We start from the raw sequence: 22,004 nt of genomic DNA on the forward strand, positions 1-22,004 counted from the left end.
GCTAGACGGTTGCACGTGCTGGCGAGTCGAGTCGAAACGCCAGTAATAACAATGACACGGTGTCTTTTTGAAGAATAAAAACGTAATGGCACGGGGCTTGCTCTGAGCTTTCAGTGAAAAGTTTGAATGCAAGTTGTCGTGCCAAAAATCAAAAATATCGGAGCACCACTCATGTCCCAGACGTTTTACAAGAAAGGTTTTCTGGCCCTCGCCGTTGCAGCGGCGCTGGGTGTTTCTACGTTTGTTCAAGCTGATGTGAAGATTGGCGTAGCGGGGCCCATGACGGGCGCCAACGCCGCTTTCGGTGAGCAGTACATGAAGGGTGCCCAAGCGGCAGCCGATACGATCAACAAGGCTGGCGGCATCAACGGCGAGAAAATCGTGCTGGTTGCCGGTGACGATGCGTGTGAGCCAAAACAAGCCGTGGCCGTGGCCAACCGCCTGGCTGACCAGGACAAAGTGATCGGCGTGGTCGGGCACTTCTGCTCGTCCAACACCATCCCAGCCTCCGAGGTGTATGACGAAGCGGGCATCATCGCCATCACCCCAGGCTCCACCAACCCACAAGTTACCGAACGCGGCCTGGGCGCCATGTTCCGCATGTGCGGCCGTGACGACCAGCAGGGCATCGTCGCCGGCGACTACATTGTCGACGTGCTCAAAGGCAAGAAAGTCGCGGTCATCAACGACAAGGACACCTACGGCAAAGGCCTGGCCGACGCCACCGCTGCCCAGTTGACCAAGCGCGGCGTCAAGCCGGTGCTCGAAGAAGGCCTGACCCGTGGCGAGAAAGACTTCAGCGCCCTGGTGACCAAGATCCGTTCCACCGGCGCGGACGTCGTGTACTTCGGCGGCCTGCACCCGGAAGCCGGCCCGCTGGTTCGCCAGATCCGTGAAGCCGGCCTCAAGGACGTCAAGTTCATGTCCGATGACGGCATCGTGACTGACGAACTGGTGGCCACCGCTGGCGGCAAGCAGTACGTCGACGGCGTGTACATGACCTTCGGCGCCGACCCGCGCCTGCTGCCGGACAGCAAGGCTGTGGTGGAAGAGTTCCGCAAGAACGGCACCGAGCCCGAAGGCTACACCCTGTACGCCTACGCATCGGTCCAGGCCCTGGCTGCCGGCTTCAACGGTGCCAAGTCCAACAAAGGCGAAGACGCCGCCAAATGGCTCAAGGCCAACCCGGTCCAGACCGTGATGGGCAAGAAGGAATGGGACGGTAAAGGCGACCTGAAAATCTCCGACTACGTGGTTTACCAGTGGGATAAAGAAGGCAAGTACCACCAGTTGGAAAAGCAGAAGTAATCCATGTGGGAGGGGCTTGCCCCCGATGCGGTGGGTCAGTTGAACAACTGTTGACTGACACTCCGCTATCGGGGGCAAGCCCCCTCCCACAAGGGGACCGTGTTCTGATCGAGATCTGTCTTTTCCTCCAGAAGCGCCGCACACCCACCGGTGTGCAGGTGCTCACCGCGTGAGATTGCGTTATGGATGGTATTTTCCTGCAGCAACTGGTCAACGGCCTGACCCTCGGGTCGGTCTATGGCCTGATCGCCATCGGCTACACAATGGTCTATGGCATCATTGGCATGATCAACTTCGCCCACGGCGAGGTTTATATGATTTCCGCTTACCTCGCGGCGATCAGTCTGGCACTGCTGGCTTACTTCGGCATCGAATCCTTCCCGCTGCTCATTCTCGGCACTCTGATCTTCACCGTGGTCGTCACCGGCGTGTACGGTTGGGTCATCGAGCGTGTCGCCTATAAACCACTGCGTAACTCCACCCGACTGGCCCCGCTGATCAGCGCCATCGGTATCTCCCTGATCCTGCAGAACTACGCGCAGATCGCCCAGGGTGCGAAACAACAAGGCATTCCAACCCTGCTGGCTGGCGCCTGGCGCGTCGACATCGGCACCGGCTTCGTGCAGCTCACGTACACCAAGGTATTCATCCTCGTGGCGGCCTTCGCCGGTATGGCGTTGCTCACCTACATCATCAAGTACACCAAGCTCGGTCGCATGTGCCGCGCAACCCAGCAAGACCGCAAGATGGCTTCGATCCTGGGCATCAACACCGACCGCGTGATCTCCTACGTGTTTGTCATCGGTGCCGCCATGGCCGCATTGGCCGGCGTGCTGATCACCCTCAATTACGGCACTTTCGACTTCTATGCCGGCTTCATCATCGGCATCAAGGCATTTACCGCAGCGGTACTCGGCGGCATCGGCTCCCTGCCTGGGGCGATGTTGGGCGGGATCATCCTGGGTATTTCCGAGTCGCTGTTCTCGGGGTTGATCAACTCTGACTACAAAGACGTATTCAGTTTCTCCCTGCTGGTGGTGATTCTGATTTTCCGTCCCCAGGGCCTGCTGGGTCGCCCGCTCGTGGCTAAGGTGTAAACATGTCTGCTGCCAAACCTATCGATATCAAGAAAAGTGTCGTCGATACGATCCTTGCCGGGCTGATTTCGCTGATCGTGTTCGGTCCGATCGTCGGCGTGGTCCTCGACGGCTACAGCTTCAACCTGGAACCCGCGCGCGTGGCCATCCTGGTCGCCATCGTGATGGTCGGGCGCTTTGCCCTCAGCCTGTTCCTGCAAACCCCCAAGGGCCTGAAGATTCTGCAGGGCTTCGAGAGCAGTGGTTCCGGCGTGCATGTGCTGCCACCGGACTACAAGTCGCGGCTGCGCTGGATCATCCCGGCATTGATCGTGATCGCCATCGTGTTCCCGATCTTCGCCAACAAGTACCTGCTGACCGTGGTGATCCTCGGCCTGATCTACGTGTTGCTCGGCCTGGGCCTGAACATCGTGGTCGGCCTGGCCGGCTTGCTCGACCTGGGTTACGTGGCGTTCTACGCCATCGGCGCCTACGGCCTGGCGCTGGGTTATCAGTATCTCGGCCTGGGTTTCTGGAGCGTGCTGCCCCTGGCGGCCATCGCGGCGGCGCTGGCGGGGTGCATACTCGGCTTCCCGGTATTGCGAATGCACGGTGACTACCTGGCCATCGTGACCTTGGGTTTCGGTGAGATCATCCGTCTGGTGCTCAATAACTGGCTGTCGTTCACCGGTGGCCCGAACGGCATGCCGGTGCCTTCACCGACGTTCCTCGGCCTGGAGTTCGGGCGCAAGGCGAAGGAGGGCGGGATTCCGTTCCACGAATTCTTCGGCCTCGATTACAACCCCAACATCAAGTTCATGTTCATCTACATCGTGCTGTTCCTGGTGGTGCTGGCTGTGCTGTACATCAAGCACCGCCTGACGCGCATGCCGGTCGGCCGCGCCTGGGAAGCCCTGCGTGAAGATGAAATCGCCTGCCGCTCCATGGGCCTGAACCACGTGCTGGTCAAACTCTCGGCGTTCACCATCGGCGCTTCCACGGCGGGGTTGGCCGGGGTGTTTTTTGCCAGCTACCAGGGCTTCGTCAACCCGTCGTCGTTCACGTTCTTCGAGTCGGCGCTGATCCTGGCCATTGTGGTCCTGGGCGGCATGGGCTCGACGGTCGGCGTGGTGATCGCGGCGTTCGTGCTGACCGTGGCGCCGGAGTTGCTGCGCAGCTTCTCTGAGTACCGCGTACTGCTGTTTGGTGTGTTGATGGTGGTGATGATGATCTGGCGACCACGCGGCTTGATCCGGATCAGCCGTACCGGTGTGACCCCACGTAAAGGAGTGGCGCCATGAGCAAGGAAGTCGTCCTGTCCGTGGAACATTTGATGATGCACTTTGGTGGCATCAAGGCTTTGAGCGATGTGAGCCTCAAGGTCGAACGCAACTCGATCTTCGCCCTGATCGGTCCTAACGGCGCCGGCAAGACCACGGTGTTCAACTGCCTCACCGGTTTTTACAAAGCCAGCGGCGGCAAGATCGAACTCAACGTGCGCGGCAAGCAGACCAACGTGATCCAGCTGCTGGGCGAGCGCTTCAAGGCCGTCGACTTTGTGTCGCCAAAAAGCTTCCTCAGCCGCGTGTACTACAAAATGTTCGGCGGCACCCACCTGGTCAACCGTGCAGGTCTGGCGCGGACGTTCCAGAACATTCGCCTGTTCAAGGAAATGTCGGTGCTGGAAAACCTGCTGGTGGCCCAGCACATGTGGGTCAACCGCAACATGCTCGCTGGCATCCTCAACACGAAGGGCTACCGCAAGGCCGAAAGTGACGCGCTGGATTGCGCGTTCTACTGGCTGGAAGTTGTTGACCTGGTGGACTGCGCCAACCGCCTGGCCGGTGAGCTTTCCTACGGCCAGCAGCGCCGCCTGGAAATCGCCCGCGCCATGTGCACCCGGCCGCAGATCATCTGCCTGGACGAACCCGCCGCGGGCCTCAACCCCCAGGAAACCGAAGCCCTCAGCGCGATGATTCGCCTGCTGCGCGACGAACACGACCTCACGGTGGTGCTGATCGAACACGACATGGGCATGGTGATGAGTATTTCCGACCACATCGTGGTGCTGGACCACGGCAACGTAATCGCCGAGGGCGGGCCGGAAGCAATCCGCAACGACCCGAAAGTGATTGCCGCTTACCTGGGCGCCGACGAAGAGGAGCTGGTATGAGCGGGCCTATCCTCGAAATGAAAGACCTGGACGTGTTCTACGGCCCGATCCAGGCCCTGAAAAAAGTCTCGCTGCACATCAATGAAGGCGAAACCGTCAGCCTGATCGGCTCCAACGGCGCGGGTAAGTCCACGCTGCTGATGTCGATCTTCGGCCAGCCTCGGGCTGAGTCGGGGCAGATTCTGTACAACGGCGTCGACATTACCCACAAGTCGTCCCACTACATCGCCTCCAACGGCATCGCACAGTCGCCGGAAGGGCGGCGGGTATTCCCTGACATGACCGTCGAGGAAAACCTGCTGATGGGCACCATCCCGATTGGCGACAAGTATGCCCAGGAAGACATGCAGCGCATGTTCGAGCTGTTTCCAAGGCTCAAGGAGCGGCGTACCCAGCGGGCCATGACCATGTCCGGCGGCGAGCAGCAAATGCTCGCCATCGCCCGTGCACTCATGAGCCGGCCCAAGCTGTTGCTGTTGGACGAGCCAAGCCTGGGCTTGGCGCCGATTGTGGTGAAGCAGATCTTCGCCACCCTGCGCGAACTGGCGGCCACCGGGATGACCATCTTCCTGGTGGAGCAGAACGCTAACCACGCACTGCGCTTGTCGGACCGGGCGTATGTGATGGTCAACGGCGAGATTCGCCTTACAGGCACGGGTAAGGAGCTGCTGGTGAACGAGGAAGTGCGCAACGCCTACCTCGGCGGGCACTGATCTAAATCACAACGCAGTACCTCTGTGGGAGGGGGCAAGCCCCTCCCACATTTGTTTTGTGGGTGTTCACAAGGCCGATCCCAAATTGTGGAAAACAAATCCAGCCCTCCTCCAAAGCGCGACATATAGCCGCCGCAAATCCCTGTTTTGTCACACTTTTGACTTGTCCCCATCCACTGTGGAACCGGCTGTGGGTAACGTGGGAGTAGCTGGCTGAACGCCTTTAAAACCGTGGCCTGCAGCGCGTCGGTTGTTTTTTGATCAGGCGCTTTTTGGCGACCGGCCAAGGGGTTTGTCAACCTGTTTAAAGACACAGGTATATGACCGAAATATGACCCTTCAGCCTGTGGATAAGTCTGTGATTAAACTCTGGAAAGACCTCCGCAGAGGCCGGAATGACTGGCCTGGAGCCATCGTCTGAATTTTCCCTGTGTCGATAGGCCTACATACGCCCTCGTCAAGGTCAAGCAAAAAACTTTCTAAAACCGCCTGAAAGCCTTGTACACAGCGGCTTGCGGTGTTTTGCACTTGCCCCCAAAGACTGTGGGCGCAGTTGTGGATAACCTGCGCGTATATGGCTGCAGGCCACGGTTCATATAGCGTTGATTGAAGTGATCAAAAAACGATCAGTTGTAGATTGGGCGGTGCGCTTAGCGGTTGCCGCGAGGGCGGTGTAAGGGCATTCTGCTGGCTGTTTTTTTTTCCGATGCCCGCAAGGAGAACACCATGTCCGACACGCTGTTTATTACTGGCGCAACCTCAGGTTTTGGCGAAGCCTGCGCCCGTCGTTTTGCTGACGCCGGTTGGAAACTGGTGCTCACTGGCCGTCGTGCCGAACGTTTGAATGCCTTGGTTGAAGAGCTTTCCAAGCAGACTGAAGTGCACGGCCTGGTCGTGGACGTGCGTGACCGCAAAGGTATGGAAGACGCCATCGCCAGCCTGCCGCCGTCGTTCGCCACACTGCGTGGCCTGATCAACAACGCCGGCCTGGCCGTGGGCACTGATCCTGCGCCCAAGTGCAGCCTCGACGATTGGGAAACCATGGTCGACACCAACATCAAAGGGCTGCTGACCACGACCAATCTGCTGCTGCCGCGCTTGATCGCTCACGGGCGTGGCGCCGGGATCATCAACCTGGGGTCTATCGCCGGTAACTACCCTTACCCTGGCAGCCACGTATATGGCGGCTCCAAGGCGTTCGTGAAGCAGTTCTCGCTGAACCTGCGTTGCGACCTGCAAGGCACCGGCGTGCGCGTGACCAATATCGAGCCAGGCCTGTGTGAGAGCGAGTTCTCGCTGGTGCGTTTCGGTGGGGACCAGGCGCGTTACGACGCCACCTACGCCGGCGCTGAGCCGATCCAGCCGCAGGACATTGCCGACACGATCTTCTGGGTGATGAACACCCCGGCGCACGTCAACATCAACCGCTTGGAGCTGATGCCGGTGAGCCAGACCTGGGCTGGTTTTGCGATTGAGCGGGGCGGTAAGTAAGTAGGACTTTAAGTCGAGGCGAGGCTATCGGGGGCAAGTCGAATCGTCGCGCCGCCGATGAGCATGGGCATCTACACAACTTCCGGAGGATGCTCAATCTATGGCAAATGGGCTGTTGTGGTGAGCGGGCTTGTCCCGCGCTGGGCTGCGCAGCAGCCCCAAAACCTTCACCCCGATTGGTTCTGGCACTCTGCGGTGACCTTATTGGGGCTGCTTCGCAGCCCAGCGCGGGACAAGCCCGCTCACCACAGGATTCTGTGTCAGCCTTTAAGAGTTGTGTAGATACTCATGCCCCGATGAGGCTCTGAAGGTCAGCGCAGATGCTGAATCAGGCCCTGATAGCAGGTCGCCAAGTGATAAGGCGTCGTCGACGGCATGTCCCGTCGGCTCACGGCACCGTTGGCATCCAGGCATTCATGCCAACCTCTGTCATGCAGGAAATGCTCTTGCAGCGCCAGCAACTGGCGCTGTAACACCGCCTCACTGCCCGGCCGCAAGGTCAGCGCCCGCAGGTATTCCGCCTGGGCCCAGATGCGCTGGGTGGCGTCACGCACACTCCCGTCCAGGCTAAGCATGCCGCTCACCGCGCCGCTTAACTTGTCCACACCCTTCTGCTCGGCGTAGGCAAATGCCCGAGTCAGTGAGGCATGCAACGGCGTGCCGCGTAAGACGGGGGACGATTCCAGCAAGAAGAACCACTCGAACTGATGCCCTGGCTCGAACCAGTTATCCACAGCGCCCAGCGGTTTTTCCATCATCACGCCATGCTGGCGGTCGATGAAGCGCTGTTGCATGGCCGTCGCCAAGGCCAGCAACGCCGCTTGTACCTCGGCGTCTTCGCGCACCGCAAGGGTGGCGAGAAAGCCTTCGGCCAGGTGCATCAACGGGTTTTGCAGCGGGCCGGACTTGAGGGACGACCAATTACGCTCAAGCACCGCCTCGTAAAGGCCATCGCCGGTGGCGAAACGCTCAGCGACCACTTCAAGGGCCGCGTTGAGTACCGATTCGACCAACGGTTCGCGCACTTTGGCCCAGTAGTGGGCGCAGGCGAAGATGATGAAGGCGTGGGTGTAGAGGTCTTTGCGCTTATCCAGCGGCTGCCCGGCCGGGTCGATGCTGTAGAACCAGCCACCGTGCTCGGCGTCGTGGAAGTGCCGTTGCAGGGAACGGAACAGCGCAGCGGCACGCTCTTCGGCGAAGGCCGCGTCGGGTTCGCCGATCAGGCTGGCGAACAGGTATAACTGCCGCGCGCAGGCCATGGCGCGGTAGCGTTGCGGCGGCAAAGGCCGATGATCGGCATCCAGCGCCTCATAGGGCAGCGCCAACTCGGCATTCCAGCCCTGGCCCTGCCAGAGCGGCACGATCAGGGTGTGGAAATGGGTGAGTACGGAATTCAACGTAGGCTGGGAAGCGATGGGCATTGGCTGGCGTCGTCACGGCAGGGGTGTAGGCGCGCATGGTAGCAGGCTTGGGAACGGTGTTGTCTGTGCCACCGCTATCGGGGGCAAGCCCCCTCCCACATTTGTCCGCGATGAATCCCTAAAGCGCGCCGCAGATCAGCCCGCCAGCAACCAAACCCCAGTCGCTGCCGAAGCCGCCCCGGCTACCCGCACCAACGGCGCCGCCGCAGCCGGCAGAAAACGCACCACGGCATACCCGGCCGCGTGCAATGCAGCGGTCGCGCCGACGAACCCAGCGGCATACGCCCAAGGGTTGGACATCTCCGGCAGTTCCAGACCATGGGCAACCCCGTGGAACAGTGCAAACAACGCCGTAGCGCCCACCGCCATGAACAGCGGCGGACGCACCGCCAGCGCCACTGCCAGGCCCAGTGCGAGCACCGACGCGGCAATCCCGCTTTCCAGCGCCGGCAATGCCAGGCCTTCAAAACCCAACACGCCGCCAATCAGCATGGTGCCGACAAAGGTGCACGGCAGGGCCCAACGGGCGGCGCCTTTCTGCTGCGCTGCCCACAGGCCGACGGCAAGCATGGCCAGCAAGTGATCGATGCCGCCCAATGGGTGGCTGATACCGGCCACCAGGCCATTGTCGCCATGACCCGGATGCGCGAAGGCCAACGCCGGGGCGAGCAGCAGGGCGGCAGCGGCGAAGAGTTTGTTGAGGCTCATAGACAGGTTCCTTATGGGTTGATCAGGCGGCGGTGGTCAGCAGGCCCTGGCGTTCGATAAAGGCGACAATCTCGTCCAGGCCGACGCCGGTTTTCTGGTTGCTGAACACAAAGGGTTTACCGTTGCGCATGCGCTGGGTGTCGCTGTTCATCAGCTCCAGCGACGCGCCGACCAGCGGCGCGAGGTCGATCTTGTTGATCACCAGCAGGTCGGATTTGCAGATGCCTGGGCCGCCTTTGCGCGGCAGTTTGTCGCCAGCCGACACATCGATCACATAGATCGTCAGGTCCGACAGCTCCGGGCTGAACGTGGCTGAGAGGTTATCCCCACCGGACTCCACCAGGATCAGGTCCAGGCCGGGAAAGCGACGGTTGAGTTGGTCGACCGCTTCCAGGTTGATCGAGGCGTCTTCACGGATGGCCGTGTGCGGGCAGCCGCCGGTTTCTACGCCGATGATGCGCTCGGGCGCCAGGGCCTGGTTGCGCACCAGGAAGTCAGCGTCTTCGCGGGTATAGATGTCGTTGGTAACCACCGCCAGGTTGTAGCGGTCGCGCAGCGCGAGGCACAGGGCCAGGGTCAGGGCGGTTTTGCCGGAGCCGACCGGGCCGCCGATGCCGACGCGCAGGGGTTGTGTGTTCATGTGCTTCTCCAAATAAAGCGCTCCTAGGAACGGAACAGGCGGCTGTACTGGCGCTCATGGGCCATGCACGCCAGGGACAGGCCGAACGCGGCGCTGCCGAAATGATGGGGGTCGATGCGGGCGGCATCCTGCTGGGCCTGTTGCAGCAGCGGCAGCAGCTCACTGGTCAGGCGTTGGGCAGCTTGTTGGCCCAGGGGCAGGGTTTTCATCAGCACGGCCAGTTGATTTTCCAGCCAGCTCCACAGCCAGGCGGCGAGGGCGTCGTCGGGGCTGATGGCCCAGGCGCGTGCGGCCAGGGCCCAGCCCAGGGCCAGGTGGGGTTCGCTGCGTTGCTCAAGAAAGGTGCGGGCTGCGCTGTCCAGCTCCGGCAGACCGTTGAGCAATTGGTGCAAGGAGTAGCCCATCTGGCGGCTTTCCTGATACAGCTCGCGGGTCTCGCGGCTGGCCTGGTGCGCTTCGCACAGTTGCGAGAGTGTCGGCCAATCCTGCTCGGCTGCAGCGCGGCAATGGGCGAGCAGCAGCGGCGCTTCGAAACGCGCCAGGTTCAGCAGCAACTGGTCGCTGATCCAGCGGCGAGCGCTGGCGGCGTCCTTTACGCGGCCATTCTCCACGGCCATCTCCAGGCCTTGGGAATAGCTGTAGCCGCCAATCGGCAATTGCGGACTGGCCAGACGCAGCAGCGCCCAGGCTGGGTTCATAAACGCACGCCGAACTGGTGCAGCTTGGGCGGATAGTTGAAATCTTCATCGCCATGGCGTGAATGATGGTGACCACCGCCATAGGCACCGTGCTCCGGCTGGAACGGCGCTTCGATCGTCTGCGTGGTGGCGCCCAGCTGTTCAAGCATGGCCTTGAGGACATAGTCATCAAGCAGGCGCAGCCAGCCATCACCAACCTGCAACGCCACGTGGCGGTTACCGAGGTGATAGGCGGCGCGGGTCAGTTCAAACGCGTTGGCGCAGGTGACGTGCAGCAGTTGTTCAGGCCGCGCGCAGACACGTACGACACGTCCGTCTTCCGCCTGTAGGCATTCGCCATCGTGCAACGGTGGCTGGCCACGCTCCAGAAACAAGCCGACGTCTTCACCGTCGGCACTGAAACAGCGCAAGCGGCTCTTGCTGCGTGCTTCGAAGTTCAGCAGCAACTCAGCGGCCCAGAGGGCTTGGGGGGCGATTCGGCGGTGGATCACCAGCATCAGGAAGCTTCCAGCTATGAGCGATGAAACAGCTAGAGCAAGGGGCTTGCCAACCCGGAGGGTGAGTAGGAATTGCTTGTAGGACGGCTCGTTGATGCCACTAAACAGGGCGTTTAAAGAGGCGAGAGCTGACCCAAAATGGTGCGCGCTATTGCTGGCTGCACCTGTTGTGAGCGTTTCGGATTTGTCCTACGTGATATGGGGATTCGGCGTTCATCGCGTTACGTAAGGAATCATTAGGCTTTGCGCCCTGTTTAATTCCCCGCGACGTTCATCATGTTCAAATCATTATGTTGTTTAGTCATTGTCAGCCTGTCTTTTGTTGTGTCATCCGCTTCGGCCAACTTTCAGCCTCGTCCTGCCTTCGCGTCGTCACTTAAAAGCGAAGCAATCGAGAACGTGATCGACCGCGCGCATGAGTTGCTGGGCACGCCCTACAAATGGGGCGGCACTTCCGCGAAGCAAGGGTTCGATTGCAGCAGTTTCCTGGTTTACCTGTTCAAGACTGAAGCCAATATCCAGATCCCGCGCACGACCGCGGCGATGCATCGATCGACGGCCGCTACCATCCAGCGCAGTGCGCTCAAGCCCGGCGATGCGGTGTTCTTCAAGGGTAATGGGCGCGGCCAGGTCAGCCATGTGGGTCTCTATATAGGCCAGGGCAAATTCATTCATTCGCCGCGCACCGGCAAGACCGTGCGTATCGATTCGCTGAGCAACAGCTACTGGAACAAGAACTACACCACCGCCAAGCGTTTCCATTCGGCGGGTTGATCGGCTTACTCGGTGCTGCCCAGGCCCTGCCAGTGCTTGAGGCCGATAAAGATAAAGCGCAGTTGCTGGGTGATTTTCGCCTGTGGCGTGAGATGGGCCGGCAAGGCATGCGCCGGTGGGTCGATGATGTCGGGGAGGGTGGCGAACACGCTTTTGACGATCAGGTCGGCCATCACGTGCAGGCCCTCGCTGTCCAGGTGCTGCAACTTGGGCATCAGGGTCAGGTCGGCCGCCAGGTCATGGGTGATGTCTTCGCGCAAAGCGCTGATGGCTTGGCGCACGGCGAGGCAGCCGCCATATTGCTCGCGGGCCAGGAACAGGAATTGCGAACGGTTGGCCGAGACCACATCGAGAAAGATCCGCACCGAGGCGTCGATGATGCCGCCCATCACGAACTCGTTGTGGCGCACCAGGCGAATGGTCGCGCGAAAGGTCTGGCCGACTTCACTCACCAGGACGAGCCCAAGCTGGTCCATATCGGCAAAATGGCGATAGAAACCGGTGGGCACAATGCCGGCCGTCTTGGCCACTTCCCGCAGACTCAGGCTGCCAAACCCACGGCCACACTCCATCAGATGGCGGGCAGCGTCCATCAGGGCAAGGCGGGTCTGTTGCTTCTGTTCGGCGCGGGGCAGCATGGGCGGGGGCTTTGTCGGCAAGTACAGCGACGCACTCTAGCAAAACAGCTCTGTTGGCGTCGAACTTGGCGGGGCAGGCGAGCGTGACAGGTTCTACAAAAGGTCAAAAGCCCGATCAGGTGATCGGGCTTTTTTCTGGGCTACCATAGGGTTAGCTCTGTGCTTGATTTTGTTCTTTCAGGCGATCCGAACCATCTTCGGCAACACCTTCAGCGTAGGCGCGCTTGCTGATTTGATCGGCACCATCTTCAACCAGACCATTCTCATGCAGGCGATCGCTGCCGTTTTCGGTCAGGCCTTCGGCGTGAGCGCGTTTGCTGATCTGATCCGAACCGTTTTCTGCAACAGCGCCTTTGGCGTAGTCACGGGCATCTTCTTCTTGCGAACCGCTACGGGCCAGGGTCTGGCTGAAGTGCACGGCGTCGGCTTTGACTTGAGGGGTGACTTGTTCAGCGGCTGGCAGGGCAAAAGCGCTGGAGGCCAGGATGGACAACAGGACGGTAGCGAGTACTTGGCGTTTCATGATGGTTGCTCCTTGGGAGGGCGATAAAGTGGGTACAGGACTAATGCTACTCTCGATATGTCGATATAAAAGTTCATAAACACAATGGTAATAATCAACAGAATTGATTGTTCATTGCGGAGGCTCTAGACCGGACCTCTCAAGCACGCGGTTTTGCACCGTGGTGGGTATTTTCGACACGAACCTGGGTAACAATGGTGCGCCGTCGATGATCGGATTTGTCTGGTTGATCAGGAAAATGGCTTTTTGAGACTAAATCGGCCACTGGGTTAAACCCCCGGACGGTTTACCAGTCGTACCCTTATGAGCTTTAGTTCAGCTAGTCGTGTTGAGGAGTCCTGTGCAATGACGCGCACTCGTAAAATCGTCGCCTGGAGCTGCGCCAGCTTCGTTCTGTTAATCGCCGTAGCGGTCCTGGTCCTGGTGTTTTTTGACTGGAACCGCATCAAGCCGCCCCTCAATGCCAAAGTTTCCGAAGAACTGCATCGCCCGTTTGCCATCAATGGCAACCTCGCCGTGGTGTGGCAGCGCGAGCCCGATGAAGGCGGTTGGCGTGCCTGGGTGCCATGGCCCCACGTGATCGCCGAAGACCTGACCCTGGGCAACCCCGATTGGTCGAAAAAACCGCAGATGGTCACGCTGAAAAAAGTCGAGCTGCGTATTTCGCCCCTGGCGCTGCTGGTGCAGCGCGTGGTGATTCCGCGTATCGACCTCACCGAACCGAGCGCCGCGTTGCAGCGCCTGGCCGATGGCCGGGCCAATTGGACCTTCACGTTCGACCCTAAGGACCCGAATGCCGAACCCTCCAACTGGGTGGTGGACATCGGCGCCATCGGCTTCGATAAAGGCCACGTGACCCTCGACGACCAGACCCTCAAGACCCAGCTCGACGTGATCATCGACCCCCTGGGCAAACCGATCCCGTTTGGTGAAATCGTCGGTGATGCCGATGCCAGGAAGGCCCTGGAAAAAGGCTCCGCGCCTCAGGACTATGCGTTCGCCCTCAAAGTCAAAGGCCAGTACCACGGCCAGAAGCTGGATGGCACCGGCAAAATCGGCGGCCTGCTGGCCCTGCAGGACGCGGCCAAGCCGTTCCCGCTGCAGGCCCAGGTCAAGATCGCCGACACCAGCATCGCCCTGGCCGGGACCTTGACCGACCCGCTCAACCTCGGCGCCCTCGACCTGCGCCTGAAACTGTCCGGCAGCAGCCTGGGCAACCTGTACCCGCTGACCGGCGTCACCCTGCCGGACTCGCCGGCCTACGCCACCGACGGCCACTTGATCGCCAAGCTGCACGAGGCCAGCGGCGCGTCCTTTCGTTACGAAAACTTCAACGGCAAGATCGGCAACAGCGATATCCACGGCAACCTCGGCTACGTCGCCAGCCAGCCACGGCCCAAGCTCAGCGGCGCGCTGGTGTCCAACCAGTTGCTGATGACTGACTTGGCCCCCTTGATTGGCGCCGACTCCAACGCCAAGCAAAAGGCCCGTGGCGGCGAAAGCAAGCAGCCGGCGACCAAAGTGCTGCCAGTGGAAGAGTTCCGCACCGAACGCTGGCGCGACATGGACGCCGACGTGGAATTCACCGGCAAACGCATCGTGCACAGTGCCGAGTTGCCCTTCACTGACCTCTACACCCACGTTGTGCTCAATGACGGCGAGCTAAGCCTGGAACCCCTGCGTTTCGGCGTTGCCGGCGGCAAGCTCGATGCGCAGATCCGCCTGAATGGGCGCATCACACCAATGGAAGGTCGCGCCAGGCTGACCGCACGTAACTTCAAGCTCAAGCAACTGTTCCCGACCTTCGAGCCGATGAAAACCAGCTTCGGTGAACTCAACGGCGATGCCGATATTGCTGGGCGCGGCAACTCCGTGGCGGCGCTGTTGGGCAGTTCCAACGGTGACCTGAAGATGCTGATCAACGACGGCGCCATCAGCCGTGGCCTGATGGAAATTGCCGGGCTCAACGTCGGCAACTATGTGGTGGGCCGTTTGTTCGGCGACAAGGAAGTGAAGATCAACTGCGCGGCGGCGGACTTCGGCATCAAGACCGGCCTGGCGACCACGCGGCTGTTTGTGTTCGATACCGAGAACGCCATCATCTACGTCGACGGCACCGCGAACATGGCCACCGAACAGTTGGACCTGACCGTCACGCCGGAATCCAAAGGCTTCCGCCTCTTCTCCCTGCGCTCGCCGCTTTACGTGAACGGGCCGTTCATCAAGCCCAATGCCGGCGTGAAGGCTATTCCACTGGCCTTGCGCGGCGCCGGCATGGTGGCACTGGGCGTGATCGCCGGTCCTGCCGCCGGGTTGCTTGCGCTGGTCGCCCCAAGTGGCGGCGAGCCCAACGAATGTGCACCGCTGTTGCAGCAGATGAAAGAAGGCAAGGCGCCAAAGACGGTGAAAGGCTGATCGTCGAAACTGTCGGAAAAGGCGACCGTTGGGTCGCCTTTTTTATGGCCGTGCCGTAAGCATGATCCTGGTTTTGTGTAGCCCATTTCTGAAGTGCTGAAACCGCCTCTGATTCCCCTTACGCCTCCAGGCTTGCCTTCCTATAGTCGGCCGCGACTGTTAATAGGAGATGTAATCCATGCAGGGACCCTACGCATTTATCAATGAGCGACCCCAGCCTTATCCATTGCTCAAACTCAGTCTTTCTCTAGGCTTTCATACACAAGCGAAGTTCGACATCGTCAACCAACATATCCGCAATGTCGTGGTATTGCCTGGGCAGTTGGTGATCATTCCAGATGCGCGTACGGCATCTTGTACCGCTGAAGAAGCACAGCTGATGCGCTCCGCGCAGAACATAAAACAGGCGTTGATGGCGCACTCTGCAAGCGATCAGTTTCTGATCAAAAACTACGATCAGCTACAGGCAATCATGTCCCATGCCTCACTCGCCATCGGGAGCGCCAGCAGCACCTGGAGCAAGCACTTGGCGCAAATCGAAAAGACCCTCAGGGAAATTGATGATTTGCATAAACAGTACTTGAGGCGCGGGACCATGGAGGCGAGGAATGAGTTTCTGGTCAAGCGCAGGGCGCTGTTCGCGACGCTGGATCTTCAGCTCTCTGGTATGGCGCGTTTGGGGACGGGGTTGAAAAATGACGGCTCTATTAAAAAGATGCTGGGTATCTCCAGTAAGAGCTATTGGCATCATGGAGAAATTCGGGGATATGAGGAGACCGTCAAGCGCGTAGCCAAGGCGTCAGAGCTGTTGAAAAAAGGAACGTATATTGGTATTGCGCTGGATGTGGGAGCGACGGCATTGGAAATAACAGAGGCGTGTTCCAGCGGGCGCGAGCAGGAATGTACGCGGGCGAAGTTTGTCGAGGGAGGAAAACTTGCGTTCGGGATTGTGGGGGCCGCGGCCGGCTCGGAGGTTGGGGCTGCTCTCGGCATCGTCGCCTGTGCAATAGTCTTTGGTATTCCTACCGCCGGAGCAGGAGCGCTGGGTTGTGCAGTAGTTGGTGGGGTAATCGGAGGTGCAACCGCAGGGCCGCTGGGAAATGAGTATGGAGAGCAGGTTGGTACGAGTCTTTATGAGGCTTTCAGGGGGAGCAAATGACACTTGAGTCCATGGGAATGATATCGGCCATTATTATGATGCTGTCTTTCCCCATATGCATTTATGCCATCTATACAAAACTCGAAAAAACCGAAGAGCACTTAAAGTTCATCTCATTCATCGTGACGTTTAAATACAGATTCGGATTCGGGCTGTTTGGTGGGAGGCTTAAGCGTCTTTTCGTTATCGCCATTGTCATCCTCATGCCAAAGGTTTTTCAATGGCGCCACTTGGTGCTCGTTGAGGATGTAAGGCGAATCCCGAAGAGCCTGAAACTCTGGATGGTCATCCCCTTTTTGCTGACTATCTCTTCCATCGTTGGAATGGCCGTATCTTGGTTTCTGACAGGGTGACGTCATCGCAGAAGCAGTGGGGGGAACTGAGCAATCAGTTCCCCCCTTTTTCTGCGTCGCTATTTACAGACTTTCAAGAATATCCGCCATATCGTCCGCATGCTCTTCTTCCTGGGCGAGGATCTCCTCAAACAGGCGGCGAGTGGTCGGGTCTTTGTCGCCGATGTATTGGATGATCTCGCGGTAGCTGTCCACCGCGATGCGCTCGGCCACCAGGTCTTCGTAGACCATTTCCTTCAAGGTATTGCCGGCCACGTATTGCGCATGGGAGTTCTTCGACAGCAGGTCGGGGTTGAACTCCGGCTCGCCGCCCAGTTGCACGATGCGTTCGGCGAGTTTGTCGGCGTGCTCGGCTTCCTGGGTGGCGTGCTCCAGGAATTCGTCTGCGGCGACGGCGGCTTTTACGCCGCTGGCCATGAAGTAGTGGCGCTTGTAGCGCAGCACGCAGACCAATTCGGTGGCCAGCGACTCGTTGAGCAGGCGGATGATTTCTTCGCGATCGGCGTCGTAGCCTTCGGTCACGGCGCCGTTTTCGACGTTCTGGCGGGCGCGGCTGCGCAGGGTCGCAACGTCGGTCAAATGTGCTTCAGTCATCTCAATCTCCTGGTGCTAATCCGGTTTTGCGCCACGCTCTGCTGGCGTGATCGCTCCAAGTTGTGAGTCCCAGGCAACGCAAAAAGTTTTATCGGATTCATCCCCGGCGTCATCAGCCCGACTTGAGGTTGCGCTAGGCTGCACGGCAGGACTTCAGTTTCGAGGACGTTCGCGTCATGCCGCAGTCGTTAGCCACGCGTTACCCCCTGGTGCTGGTGCCCGGCATGCTCGGGTTTGTGCGCCTCGGGTTCTTCCCGTATTGGTACGGCATTGTGCCGACCTTGCGCGCGGGCGGGGCGCAGGTGTTCCCGGTGCAGGTGGCGCCGCTGGACTCCAGCGAAGTGCGCGGCGAGCAGTTGCTGGTGCAGATCGAACGTATTCGCCGTGAGACCGGCTTGGATAAGGTCAACCTGATCGGCCATAGCCAAGGCTCGCTGACCGCGCGTTATGCAGCGGCCAAGCGCCCGGAATGGGTGGCGTCGGTGACCTCGGTGGCTGGGCCCAACCATGGTTCCGAGCTGGCAGACCATATCCACCGCCATTACCCGGCCGACGGCGCCAAGGGCCGGATCATGAGCGCGCTGTTTCATCTGGTCGCCTGGGTGATGGGCGTGCTGGAAACCGGCTATCGCGGGCCGCGCTTCAAGCCGGACTTGCAGGCATCGCACCATTCCCTGACCAGTGAAGGGGTGGCCCTGTTCAATCGCCAGTATCCCCAAGGCTTGCCCGAGACGTGGGGCGGGCAGGGCGCGGAGGTGGTCAACGGCGTGCGCTATTACTCGTGGTCCGGCACGTTGCAGCCGGGTATCACCGACCGTGGTCGCAACCTGTTCGACGGTACCAATCGCAGCTGTCGCTTGTTCGCCCGCAGCTTTGTGCGGGAAAAGGGCCAGTGCGACGGCATGGTCGGGCGCTACAGCTCGCACCTGGGCACGGTAATCGGCGATGACTTTGCCCTGGACCACTTTGATATCGTCAACCAGTCACTGGGGCTGGTGGGCAAGGGCGCCGAGCCGATCCGATTGTTTGTGGAGCATGCCCGGCGCTTGAAAGCCGCGGGTGTTTAAGCCCGGCGGCGCACCGGCGTGGTCCAGCGCTCCGACAAGATCACCCCGCCCAGGGTCAGCAAACCACCCACCAGGTGATACATCGCCAACTCCTCCTTCAGCACCACCGCCGCAATCAACGCAGTAATCAACGGCAGCAGGTTGAAAAAAAGCGTGGTACGACTTGGCCCCAAGGTCTTCACCGAATGCATCCACGCCAATGGCGCGAGCATCGATGCCAGCAAGCAGGCGTACAGCACCAGCGGGATATTCGCCCAGCCAAGGCCGGCTTTGGCCGAGAACAGGAACAGCGGAAACAACACCAGCACGGCCACCAGTATCTGCAAATACAGCAACACCAGCGGCGGCAGGCGCAGCTGCCATTTTTTCAGCAGTGTGCTGTAGACCGCGTAGGCCAATGTGGCGACCAGCATCATGGCGTCGCCCAGGTTGACGCCATGCTGCAACAGCGCGCCCAGGCTGCCGGACGACACCACCACGACCACGCCGGCAAACGACAGCACCGCGCCGGTGAGCGCGCCGAAGGTCAGGCGCTGGCCGAGGCTGATGATCGCCGCCGTCAGCGCCATCAATGGCATCAGCGACAGGATGATGCCCATGTTGGTGGCGGTGGTCAGGGACGCGGCGTAATACGCCAGGCTTTGGTATACGGCCATGCCCAGCACGCCGAGGATGACGATCTTGCCCAGGTTCGGGCGAATCTGCGCCCAATGGGCGATCACTGGCTTAAGCATAAATGGCGTGAACAGCAGCGCCGCCAGCAGCCAGCGGTAAAAGCCGATCTCCGACGGGAAGATCGCACCCACGGCCAGTTTGTTGACCACGGTGTTGCCGGCCCAGATAAAAATGGCCAGCAGGGGATACGCGTATTGCATCGAAAGAAACCAAGTGTGTTGATGAAGCGGGATTATCCCTTGTCTGGATCGAAGCCTATACTTCGATCCAGACAAATCACCTTTGCATCCAGACAATATGGCCAGACATACCGTACGCCTTGCGGATTTTCGCAGCCTGCCGAGCCCGGTGTACTTCCGGTATTCCGACTTCGCCCCCGACACCGAATGCACGCCGCATAAGCATTTCTGGGGATCGCTGGATTACTCCGCCAGCGGTGTGATGCGCATGGAAGTGGCGGGCAACCGGTTTATGTCGCCGCCGCAGTACGCGGTGTGGATCCCACCCAATACTGAGCACAGTTCCTACAACGCCCAGGCGATTGTCTATCACTCCGTGGGCCTGGCCCCCGCGCTCTGCGAGCAACTGCCGCCCCAGCCTTGCACCCTGGCCATCAGCGATATTCTCAAGGCGATCCTGCGCGACTTCGCCCGGCGTGATGTGAATATCCCGCACACCGAAGCCGACATCCGCCTGGCCCAGGTACTGGTGGATCAACTACGGCAGGCACCGATCCACGACGGTTTCCTGCCTTACGCCCGCCCCTCAGGGTTGCTCGGCGTACTGGAAGGCATGCAGGCCGACCCTGGCGACAACCGCCCGCTGGCGCAATGGGCTGAGCAGGTGCATGTGAGCGAACGCACCCTGGCGCGCCAGTTTTTGCGCGAGTTGGGCATGAGCTTCGGTGAATGGCGCCAGCGCCTGCGCTACCTCGCGGCCATTGAAGCCCTCGACAGCGAGCGCAGCGTGCAACAGGTGGCGTTCGACCTCGGCTACAGCACCGCCTCGGCATTTATCGCGATGTTCCAGCGCCACGCCGGCTGTACGCCGGAGCAGTATCGCCGGACGAATATTCGCCGTGGATGAAGATGTAACAGGCTTTGACTACACTGCGCATAGGCCGCGCCCCTCGGCGTGGTAACCGGGAGAAAACTCCATGAAGATGCTGCGTATTCCGTTGTTGATGATGGGCCTGTTGCTGTGTTCCCAAGGCTTTGCCGCCACCGCCCAGCAAAACAAGATGACCACCTGCAATGCCGAAGCCACCACCAAGATGCTCAAGGGCGACGACCGCAAGGCCTTCATGAAAACCTGCCTGTCGGCCCCGGCGGCCAATGACGCCAAGACCCTGACGCCGCAGCAGCAGAAGATGAAGGATTGCAATGCGTCGGCGAAAACCAAGGCGCTGACCGGCGATGCGCGCAAGACGTTCATGAGTACCTGCCTCAAGGGCTGACCACGATTTCGCAGTCGCCGACGATCAAATGTGGGAGCCCCCTCCCACACTTGATCGCATTCACCACCTATCCACTCGCTTGATTCCCTCAAGGCTGGCAGACTGCCCATCCTTTAAAGCCGTTCGTTTTGAGGCTGTATGCCAACGTTTTCTCAGCGTCATGTGTTGTTGCTGGCCAGCTACATCATCATCTTCGGCGGATTGCTCCTCGTATTGCCGCTGAAATTGCTGCCCAGCCTGCTGGCCGGCCTGTTGGTCTATGAACTGGTCAACATGCTCACCCCCCAACTGCAACGGCTGATCGAAGGCCGCCGCGCCCGCTGGCTGGCGGTGGCGTTGCTTGGCGCCCTGATCGTCAGCGTGCTGGCCCTGATCTTCGCCGGCGCCATCAGCTTCCTGCTACACGAAGCAGAAAACCCAGGCGCCTCCCTCGACAAATTCATGGGCGTGGTCGACCGCGCACGCGGCCAACTGCCGCCGTTCCTCGACGCCTACCTGCCGGCCAGCGCCGCCGAATTTCGCGTGGCCATCGGCGAGTGGCTGAGCAAGCACCTGAGCGAACTGCAACTGGTCGGCAAGGACGCCGCGCACATGTTCGTCACCCTGCTGATCGGCATGGTGCTCGGCGCGATCATCGCCCTGCAGCGCGTGCCCGACCTGACCAAACGCAAACCCCTGGCCGCTGCACTGTTCGACCGCCTGCACCTGCTGGTCCAGGCCTTTCGCAACATCGTCTTCGCCCAGATCAAGATCGCTGCGCTCAACACCGCCTTCACCGCCGTGTTCCTCGCCGTGGTGCTGCCGCTGTGCGGCATTCACCTGCCGCTGACCAAAACCCTGATCGTACTGACCTTCCTGCTCGGCCTGTTGCCAGTGATCGGCAACCTGATGTCCAACACCCTGATCACCATCGTCGCGCTGTCGCTGTCGATCTGGGTGGCGGTGGCGGCGTTGGGCTATCTGATCGTGATCCACAAGGTCGAGTACTTCCTCAACGCGCGGATCGTTGGTGGGCAAATCAGCGCCAAATCGTGGGAATTGCTGCTGGCGATGCTGGTGTTCGAAGCCGCATTCGGGCTGCCGGGCGTGGTGGCGGGGCCGATTTACTATGCGTATCTGAAGAGTGAGCTGAAGCTCGGTGGGATGGTCTGATGTAACTGTGGGAGGGGGGCTTGCCCCCGATAGCCATAGGTATCTACACAACTTCCAGTGGATGCTGAATCTATGGCAAATGGGCTGTTGTGGTGAGCGGGCTTGTCCCGCGCTGGGCTGCGAAGCAGCCCCAATAACAAACACCGCGTAGCATCAGCAAGAACCCGATCACCTAGTTTTAGGGCGGCTTCGCCACCCAGCGCGGGGCAAGCCCGCTCACCACAGTGTTATGTGTAAGCCTTTGAGAGTTGTGTAGATACCCATGCCCCGATAGCGGAATGTCAGTGGATGAAGGTATCAACTGAACCGGCCCTATCGGGGCATAGGTATCTACACAACTTTCCGTGGATGCTGAATCTATGGCAAACGGGCTGTTGTGGTGAGCGGGCTTGTCCCGCGCTGGGCTGCGAAGCAGCCCCATCAAACCCACCGCGTTTTTTCAGAAAAACCAAGTTGCCTGGTTTTGGGGCTGC

23 protein-coding genes are annotated in these 22,004 nt (G+C 60.1%); 14 read left to right on the plus strand and 9 right to left on the minus strand.

What is annotated here, in order from left to right; translation table 11 throughout:
* The first annotated feature begins 171 nt into the window (after positions 1-171).
* The 6 genes from DNK50_RS06365 (at position 172) to DNK50_RS06395 (ending at position 6,761) form a co-directional block, all read left to right on the plus strand.
* Entirely contained in the window at positions 172-1,308 is a 1,137-nt protein-coding gene (locus DNK50_RS06365; protein ID WP_099583653.1) for a branched-chain amino acid ABC transporter substrate-binding protein, read from the plus strand.
* A gap of 182 nt (positions 1,309-1,490) precedes the next feature.
* Positions 1,491-2,405: a branched-chain amino acid ABC transporter permease gene (locus tag DNK50_RS06370; protein ID WP_003188099.1), complete on the plus strand. Its 915-nt coding sequence runs from the start codon at positions 1,491-1,493 to the stop codon at positions 2,403-2,405.
* A 2-nt stretch (positions 2,406-2,407) separates the two neighbouring features.
* On the plus strand, positions 2,408-3,685 hold the full coding sequence (gene livM / locus DNK50_RS06375; protein WP_112193155.1) for a high-affinity branched-chain amino acid ABC transporter permease LivM: 1,278 nt from the start codon (positions 2,408-2,410) through the stop codon (positions 3,683-3,685).
* Positions 3,682-4,557: an ABC transporter ATP-binding protein gene (locus DNK50_RS06380; RefSeq protein WP_099583651.1), complete on the plus strand. Its 876-nt coding sequence runs from the start codon at positions 3,682-3,684 to the stop codon at positions 4,555-4,557. The genes livM and DNK50_RS06380 overlap by 4 nt, the downstream gene beginning before the upstream one ends.
* Positions 4,554-5,270, plus strand: a complete 717-nt coding sequence (locus DNK50_RS06385; RefSeq protein WP_078740437.1) for an ABC transporter ATP-binding protein — start codon at positions 4,554-4,556, stop codon at positions 5,268-5,270. The genes DNK50_RS06380 and DNK50_RS06385 overlap by 4 nt, the downstream gene beginning before the upstream one ends.
* 726 nt (positions 5,271-5,996) lie before the next feature.
* Positions 5,997-6,761, plus strand: coding sequence for an SDR family oxidoreductase (locus tag DNK50_RS06395; protein ID WP_112193157.1), 765 nt, complete (start codon positions 5,997-5,999; stop codon positions 6,759-6,761).
* 311 nt (positions 6,762-7,072) lie between these two features.
* Here the strand turns inward: DNK50_RS06395 and DNK50_RS06400 are convergent, their stop codons facing one another.
* The 5 genes from DNK50_RS06400 to ureE form a co-directional block, all read right to left on the minus strand.
* Positions 7,073-8,182, minus strand: a complete 1,110-nt coding sequence (locus DNK50_RS06400; protein ID WP_112193158.1) for an AGE family epimerase/isomerase — start codon at positions 8,180-8,182, stop codon at positions 7,073-7,075.
* Between the two features lie 135 nt (positions 8,183-8,317).
* Positions 8,318-8,890: a HupE/UreJ family protein gene (locus DNK50_RS06405; protein ID WP_099583648.1), complete on the minus strand. Its 573-nt coding sequence runs from the start codon at positions 8,888-8,890 to the stop codon at positions 8,318-8,320.
* Between the two features lie 22 nt (positions 8,891-8,912).
* Positions 8,913-9,530 (minus strand): urease accessory protein UreG, encoded by a 618-nt coding sequence (ureG, locus tag DNK50_RS06410; protein WP_099583647.1) that lies wholly within the window; start codon positions 9,528-9,530, stop codon positions 8,913-8,915.
* 23 nt (positions 9,531-9,553) lie between these two features.
* Positions 9,554-10,228 carry an urease accessory protein UreF gene (locus tag DNK50_RS06415; RefSeq protein WP_099583646.1) on the minus strand — a complete coding sequence of 225 codons (675 nt, stop codon included), beginning with the start codon at positions 10,226-10,228 and terminating at the stop codon, positions 9,554-9,556.
* A complete protein-coding gene (gene ureE / locus DNK50_RS06420) occupies positions 10,225-10,725 on the minus strand; it encodes an urease accessory protein UreE (protein WP_099583645.1) in 501 nt (166 codons plus the stop codon). The genes DNK50_RS06415 and ureE overlap by 4 nt, the downstream gene beginning before the upstream one ends.
* A 276-nt stretch (positions 10,726-11,001) precedes the next feature.
* Here ureE and DNK50_RS06425 point away from each other — a divergent pair, with 276 nt between their 5' ends.
* On the plus strand, positions 11,002-11,499 hold the full coding sequence (locus DNK50_RS06425) for a C40 family peptidase (RefSeq protein WP_099583644.1): 498 nt from the start codon (positions 11,002-11,004) through the stop codon (positions 11,497-11,499).
* Positions 11,500-11,504: 5 nt separating this feature from the next.
* Here DNK50_RS06425 and DNK50_RS06430 read toward each other — a convergent pair whose 3' ends face one another.
* Positions 11,505-12,137, minus strand: a complete 633-nt coding sequence (locus DNK50_RS06430) for a TetR family transcriptional regulator (RefSeq protein WP_099583643.1) — start codon at positions 12,135-12,137, stop codon at positions 11,505-11,507.
* 151 nt (positions 12,138-12,288) lie between these two features.
* Positions 12,289-12,660, minus strand: a complete 372-nt coding sequence (locus DNK50_RS06435) for a hypothetical protein (RefSeq protein WP_099583642.1) — start codon at positions 12,658-12,660, stop codon at positions 12,289-12,291.
* A gap of 345 nt (positions 12,661-13,005) precedes the next feature.
* On the opposite strand from DNK50_RS06435, the gene DNK50_RS06440 reads away from it, so the two are divergent.
* From DNK50_RS06440 to DNK50_RS06450, 3 genes are all read left to right on the plus strand, one after another.
* A complete protein-coding gene (locus tag DNK50_RS06440) occupies positions 13,006-15,075 on the plus strand; it encodes an AsmA family protein (protein WP_112193160.1) in 2,070 nt (689 codons plus the stop codon).
* A gap of 178 nt (positions 15,076-15,253) precedes the next feature.
* Positions 15,254-16,234 carry a hypothetical protein gene (locus tag DNK50_RS06445; protein ID WP_112193162.1) on the plus strand — a complete coding sequence of 327 codons (981 nt, stop codon included), beginning with the start codon at positions 15,254-15,256 and terminating at the stop codon, positions 16,232-16,234.
* Positions 16,231-16,587, plus strand: a complete 357-nt coding sequence (locus tag DNK50_RS06450; protein ID WP_112193164.1) for a hypothetical protein — start codon at positions 16,231-16,233, stop codon at positions 16,585-16,587. The genes DNK50_RS06445 and DNK50_RS06450 overlap by 4 nt, the downstream gene beginning before the upstream one ends.
* A gap of 63 nt (positions 16,588-16,650) precedes the next feature.
* On the opposite strand, the gene DNK50_RS06455 is transcribed toward DNK50_RS06450, so the two are convergent.
* Positions 16,651-17,181, minus strand: coding sequence for a bacterioferritin (locus DNK50_RS06455; protein ID WP_099583639.1), 531 nt, complete (start codon positions 17,179-17,181; stop codon positions 16,651-16,653).
* 176 nt (positions 17,182-17,357) lie between these two features.
* Here DNK50_RS06455 and DNK50_RS06460 point away from each other — a divergent pair, with 176 nt between their 5' ends.
* Positions 17,358-18,248: a triacylglycerol lipase gene (locus tag DNK50_RS06460; protein ID WP_099583638.1), complete on the plus strand. Its 891-nt coding sequence runs from the start codon at positions 17,358-17,360 to the stop codon at positions 18,246-18,248.
* On the opposite strand, the gene DNK50_RS06465 is transcribed toward DNK50_RS06460, so the two are convergent.
* Positions 18,245-19,123 (minus strand): DMT family transporter, encoded by an 879-nt coding sequence (locus tag DNK50_RS06465; RefSeq protein WP_099583637.1) that lies wholly within the window; start codon positions 19,121-19,123, stop codon positions 18,245-18,247. The genes DNK50_RS06460 and DNK50_RS06465 overlap by 4 nt on opposite strands.
* 97 nt (positions 19,124-19,220) lie before the next feature.
* On the opposite strand from DNK50_RS06465, the gene DNK50_RS06470 reads away from it, so the two are divergent.
* From DNK50_RS06470 to DNK50_RS06480, 3 genes are all read left to right on the plus strand, one after another.
* The gene (locus DNK50_RS06470) at positions 19,221-20,009 is read left to right on the plus strand and encodes a helix-turn-helix transcriptional regulator (RefSeq protein ID WP_112193165.1); all 789 of its coding nucleotides are present in this window, start codon (positions 19,221-19,223) and stop codon (positions 20,007-20,009) included.
* Between the two features lie 70 nt (positions 20,010-20,079).
* Entirely contained in the window at positions 20,080-20,379 is a 300-nt protein-coding gene (locus DNK50_RS06475) for a PsiF family protein (RefSeq protein WP_112193167.1), read from the plus strand.
* Between the two features lie 138 nt (positions 20,380-20,517).
* Positions 20,518-21,531, plus strand: coding sequence for an AI-2E family transporter (locus DNK50_RS06480; protein WP_112193169.1), 1,014 nt, complete (start codon positions 20,518-20,520; stop codon positions 21,529-21,531).
* Positions 21,532-22,004 lie beyond the last annotated feature (473 nt).

It is taken from the genome of Pseudomonas sp. LG1E9 (assembly GCF_003290225.1).
In the GTDB taxonomy this organism is placed as follows: Bacteria; Pseudomonadota; Gammaproteobacteria; order Pseudomonadales; family Pseudomonadaceae; genus Aquipseudomonas; species Aquipseudomonas cyclaminis.

Coding starts and splice junctions, on each gene's coding strand:
- DNK50_RS06455 (WP_099583639.1), bottom strand. CDS start 17,181: ATGACTGAAGCACATTTGACCGACGTTGCGACCCTGCGCAGCCGCGCC.
- DNK50_RS06380 (WP_099583651.1), top strand. CDS start 3,682: ATGAGCAAGGAAGTCGTCCTGTCCGTGGAACATTTGATGATGCACTTT.
- DNK50_RS06415 (WP_099583646.1), bottom strand. CDS start 10,228: ATGAACCCAGCCTGGGCGCTGCTGCGTCTGGCCAGTCCGCAATTGCCG.
- DNK50_RS06395 (WP_112193157.1), top strand. CDS start 5,997: ATGTCCGACACGCTGTTTATTACTGGCGCAACCTCAGGTTTTGGCGAA.
- DNK50_RS06450 (WP_112193164.1), top strand. CDS start 16,231: ATGACACTTGAGTCCATGGGAATGATATCGGCCATTATTATGATGCTG.
- DNK50_RS06480 (WP_112193169.1), top strand. CDS start 20,518: ATGCCAACGTTTTCTCAGCGTCATGTGTTGTTGCTGGCCAGCTACATC.
- DNK50_RS06425 (WP_099583644.1), top strand. CDS start 11,002: ATGTTCAAATCATTATGTTGTTTAGTCATTGTCAGCCTGTCTTTTGTT.
- DNK50_RS06430 (WP_099583643.1), bottom strand. CDS start 12,137: ATGCTGCCCCGCGCCGAACAGAAGCAACAGACCCGCCTTGCCCTGATG.
- DNK50_RS06400 (WP_112193158.1), bottom strand. CDS start 8,182: ATGCCCATCGCTTCCCAGCCTACGTTGAATTCCGTACTCACCCATTTC.
- DNK50_RS06405 (WP_099583648.1), bottom strand. CDS start 8,890: ATGAGCCTCAACAAACTCTTCGCCGCTGCCGCCCTGCTGCTCGCCCCG.
- DNK50_RS06465 (WP_099583637.1), bottom strand. CDS start 19,123: ATGCAATACGCGTATCCCCTGCTGGCCATTTTTATCTGGGCCGGCAAC.
- DNK50_RS06440 (WP_112193160.1), top strand. CDS start 13,006: ATGACGCGCACTCGTAAAATCGTCGCCTGGAGCTGCGCCAGCTTCGTT.
- DNK50_RS06445 (WP_112193162.1), top strand. CDS start 15,254: ATGCAGGGACCCTACGCATTTATCAATGAGCGACCCCAGCCTTATCCA.
- ureE (WP_099583645.1), bottom strand. CDS start 10,725: ATGCTGGTGATCCACCGCCGAATCGCCCCCCAAGCCCTCTGGGCCGCT.
- DNK50_RS06435 (WP_099583642.1), bottom strand. CDS start 12,660: ATGAAACGCCAAGTACTCGCTACCGTCCTGTTGTCCATCCTGGCCTCC.
- DNK50_RS06475 (WP_112193167.1), top strand. CDS start 20,080: ATGAAGATGCTGCGTATTCCGTTGTTGATGATGGGCCTGTTGCTGTGT.
- ureG (WP_099583647.1), bottom strand. CDS start 9,530: ATGAACACACAACCCCTGCGCGTCGGCATCGGCGGCCCGGTCGGCTCC.
- livM (WP_112193155.1), top strand. CDS start 2,408: ATGTCTGCTGCCAAACCTATCGATATCAAGAAAAGTGTCGTCGATACG.
- DNK50_RS06365 (WP_099583653.1), top strand. CDS start 172: ATGTCCCAGACGTTTTACAAGAAAGGTTTTCTGGCCCTCGCCGTTGCA.
- DNK50_RS06385 (WP_078740437.1), top strand. CDS start 4,554: ATGAGCGGGCCTATCCTCGAAATGAAAGACCTGGACGTGTTCTACGGC.
- DNK50_RS06370 (WP_003188099.1), top strand. CDS start 1,491: ATGGATGGTATTTTCCTGCAGCAACTGGTCAACGGCCTGACCCTCGGG.
- DNK50_RS06470 (WP_112193165.1), top strand. CDS start 19,221: ATGGCCAGACATACCGTACGCCTTGCGGATTTTCGCAGCCTGCCGAGC.
- DNK50_RS06460 (WP_099583638.1), top strand. CDS start 17,358: ATGCCGCAGTCGTTAGCCACGCGTTACCCCCTGGTGCTGGTGCCCGGC.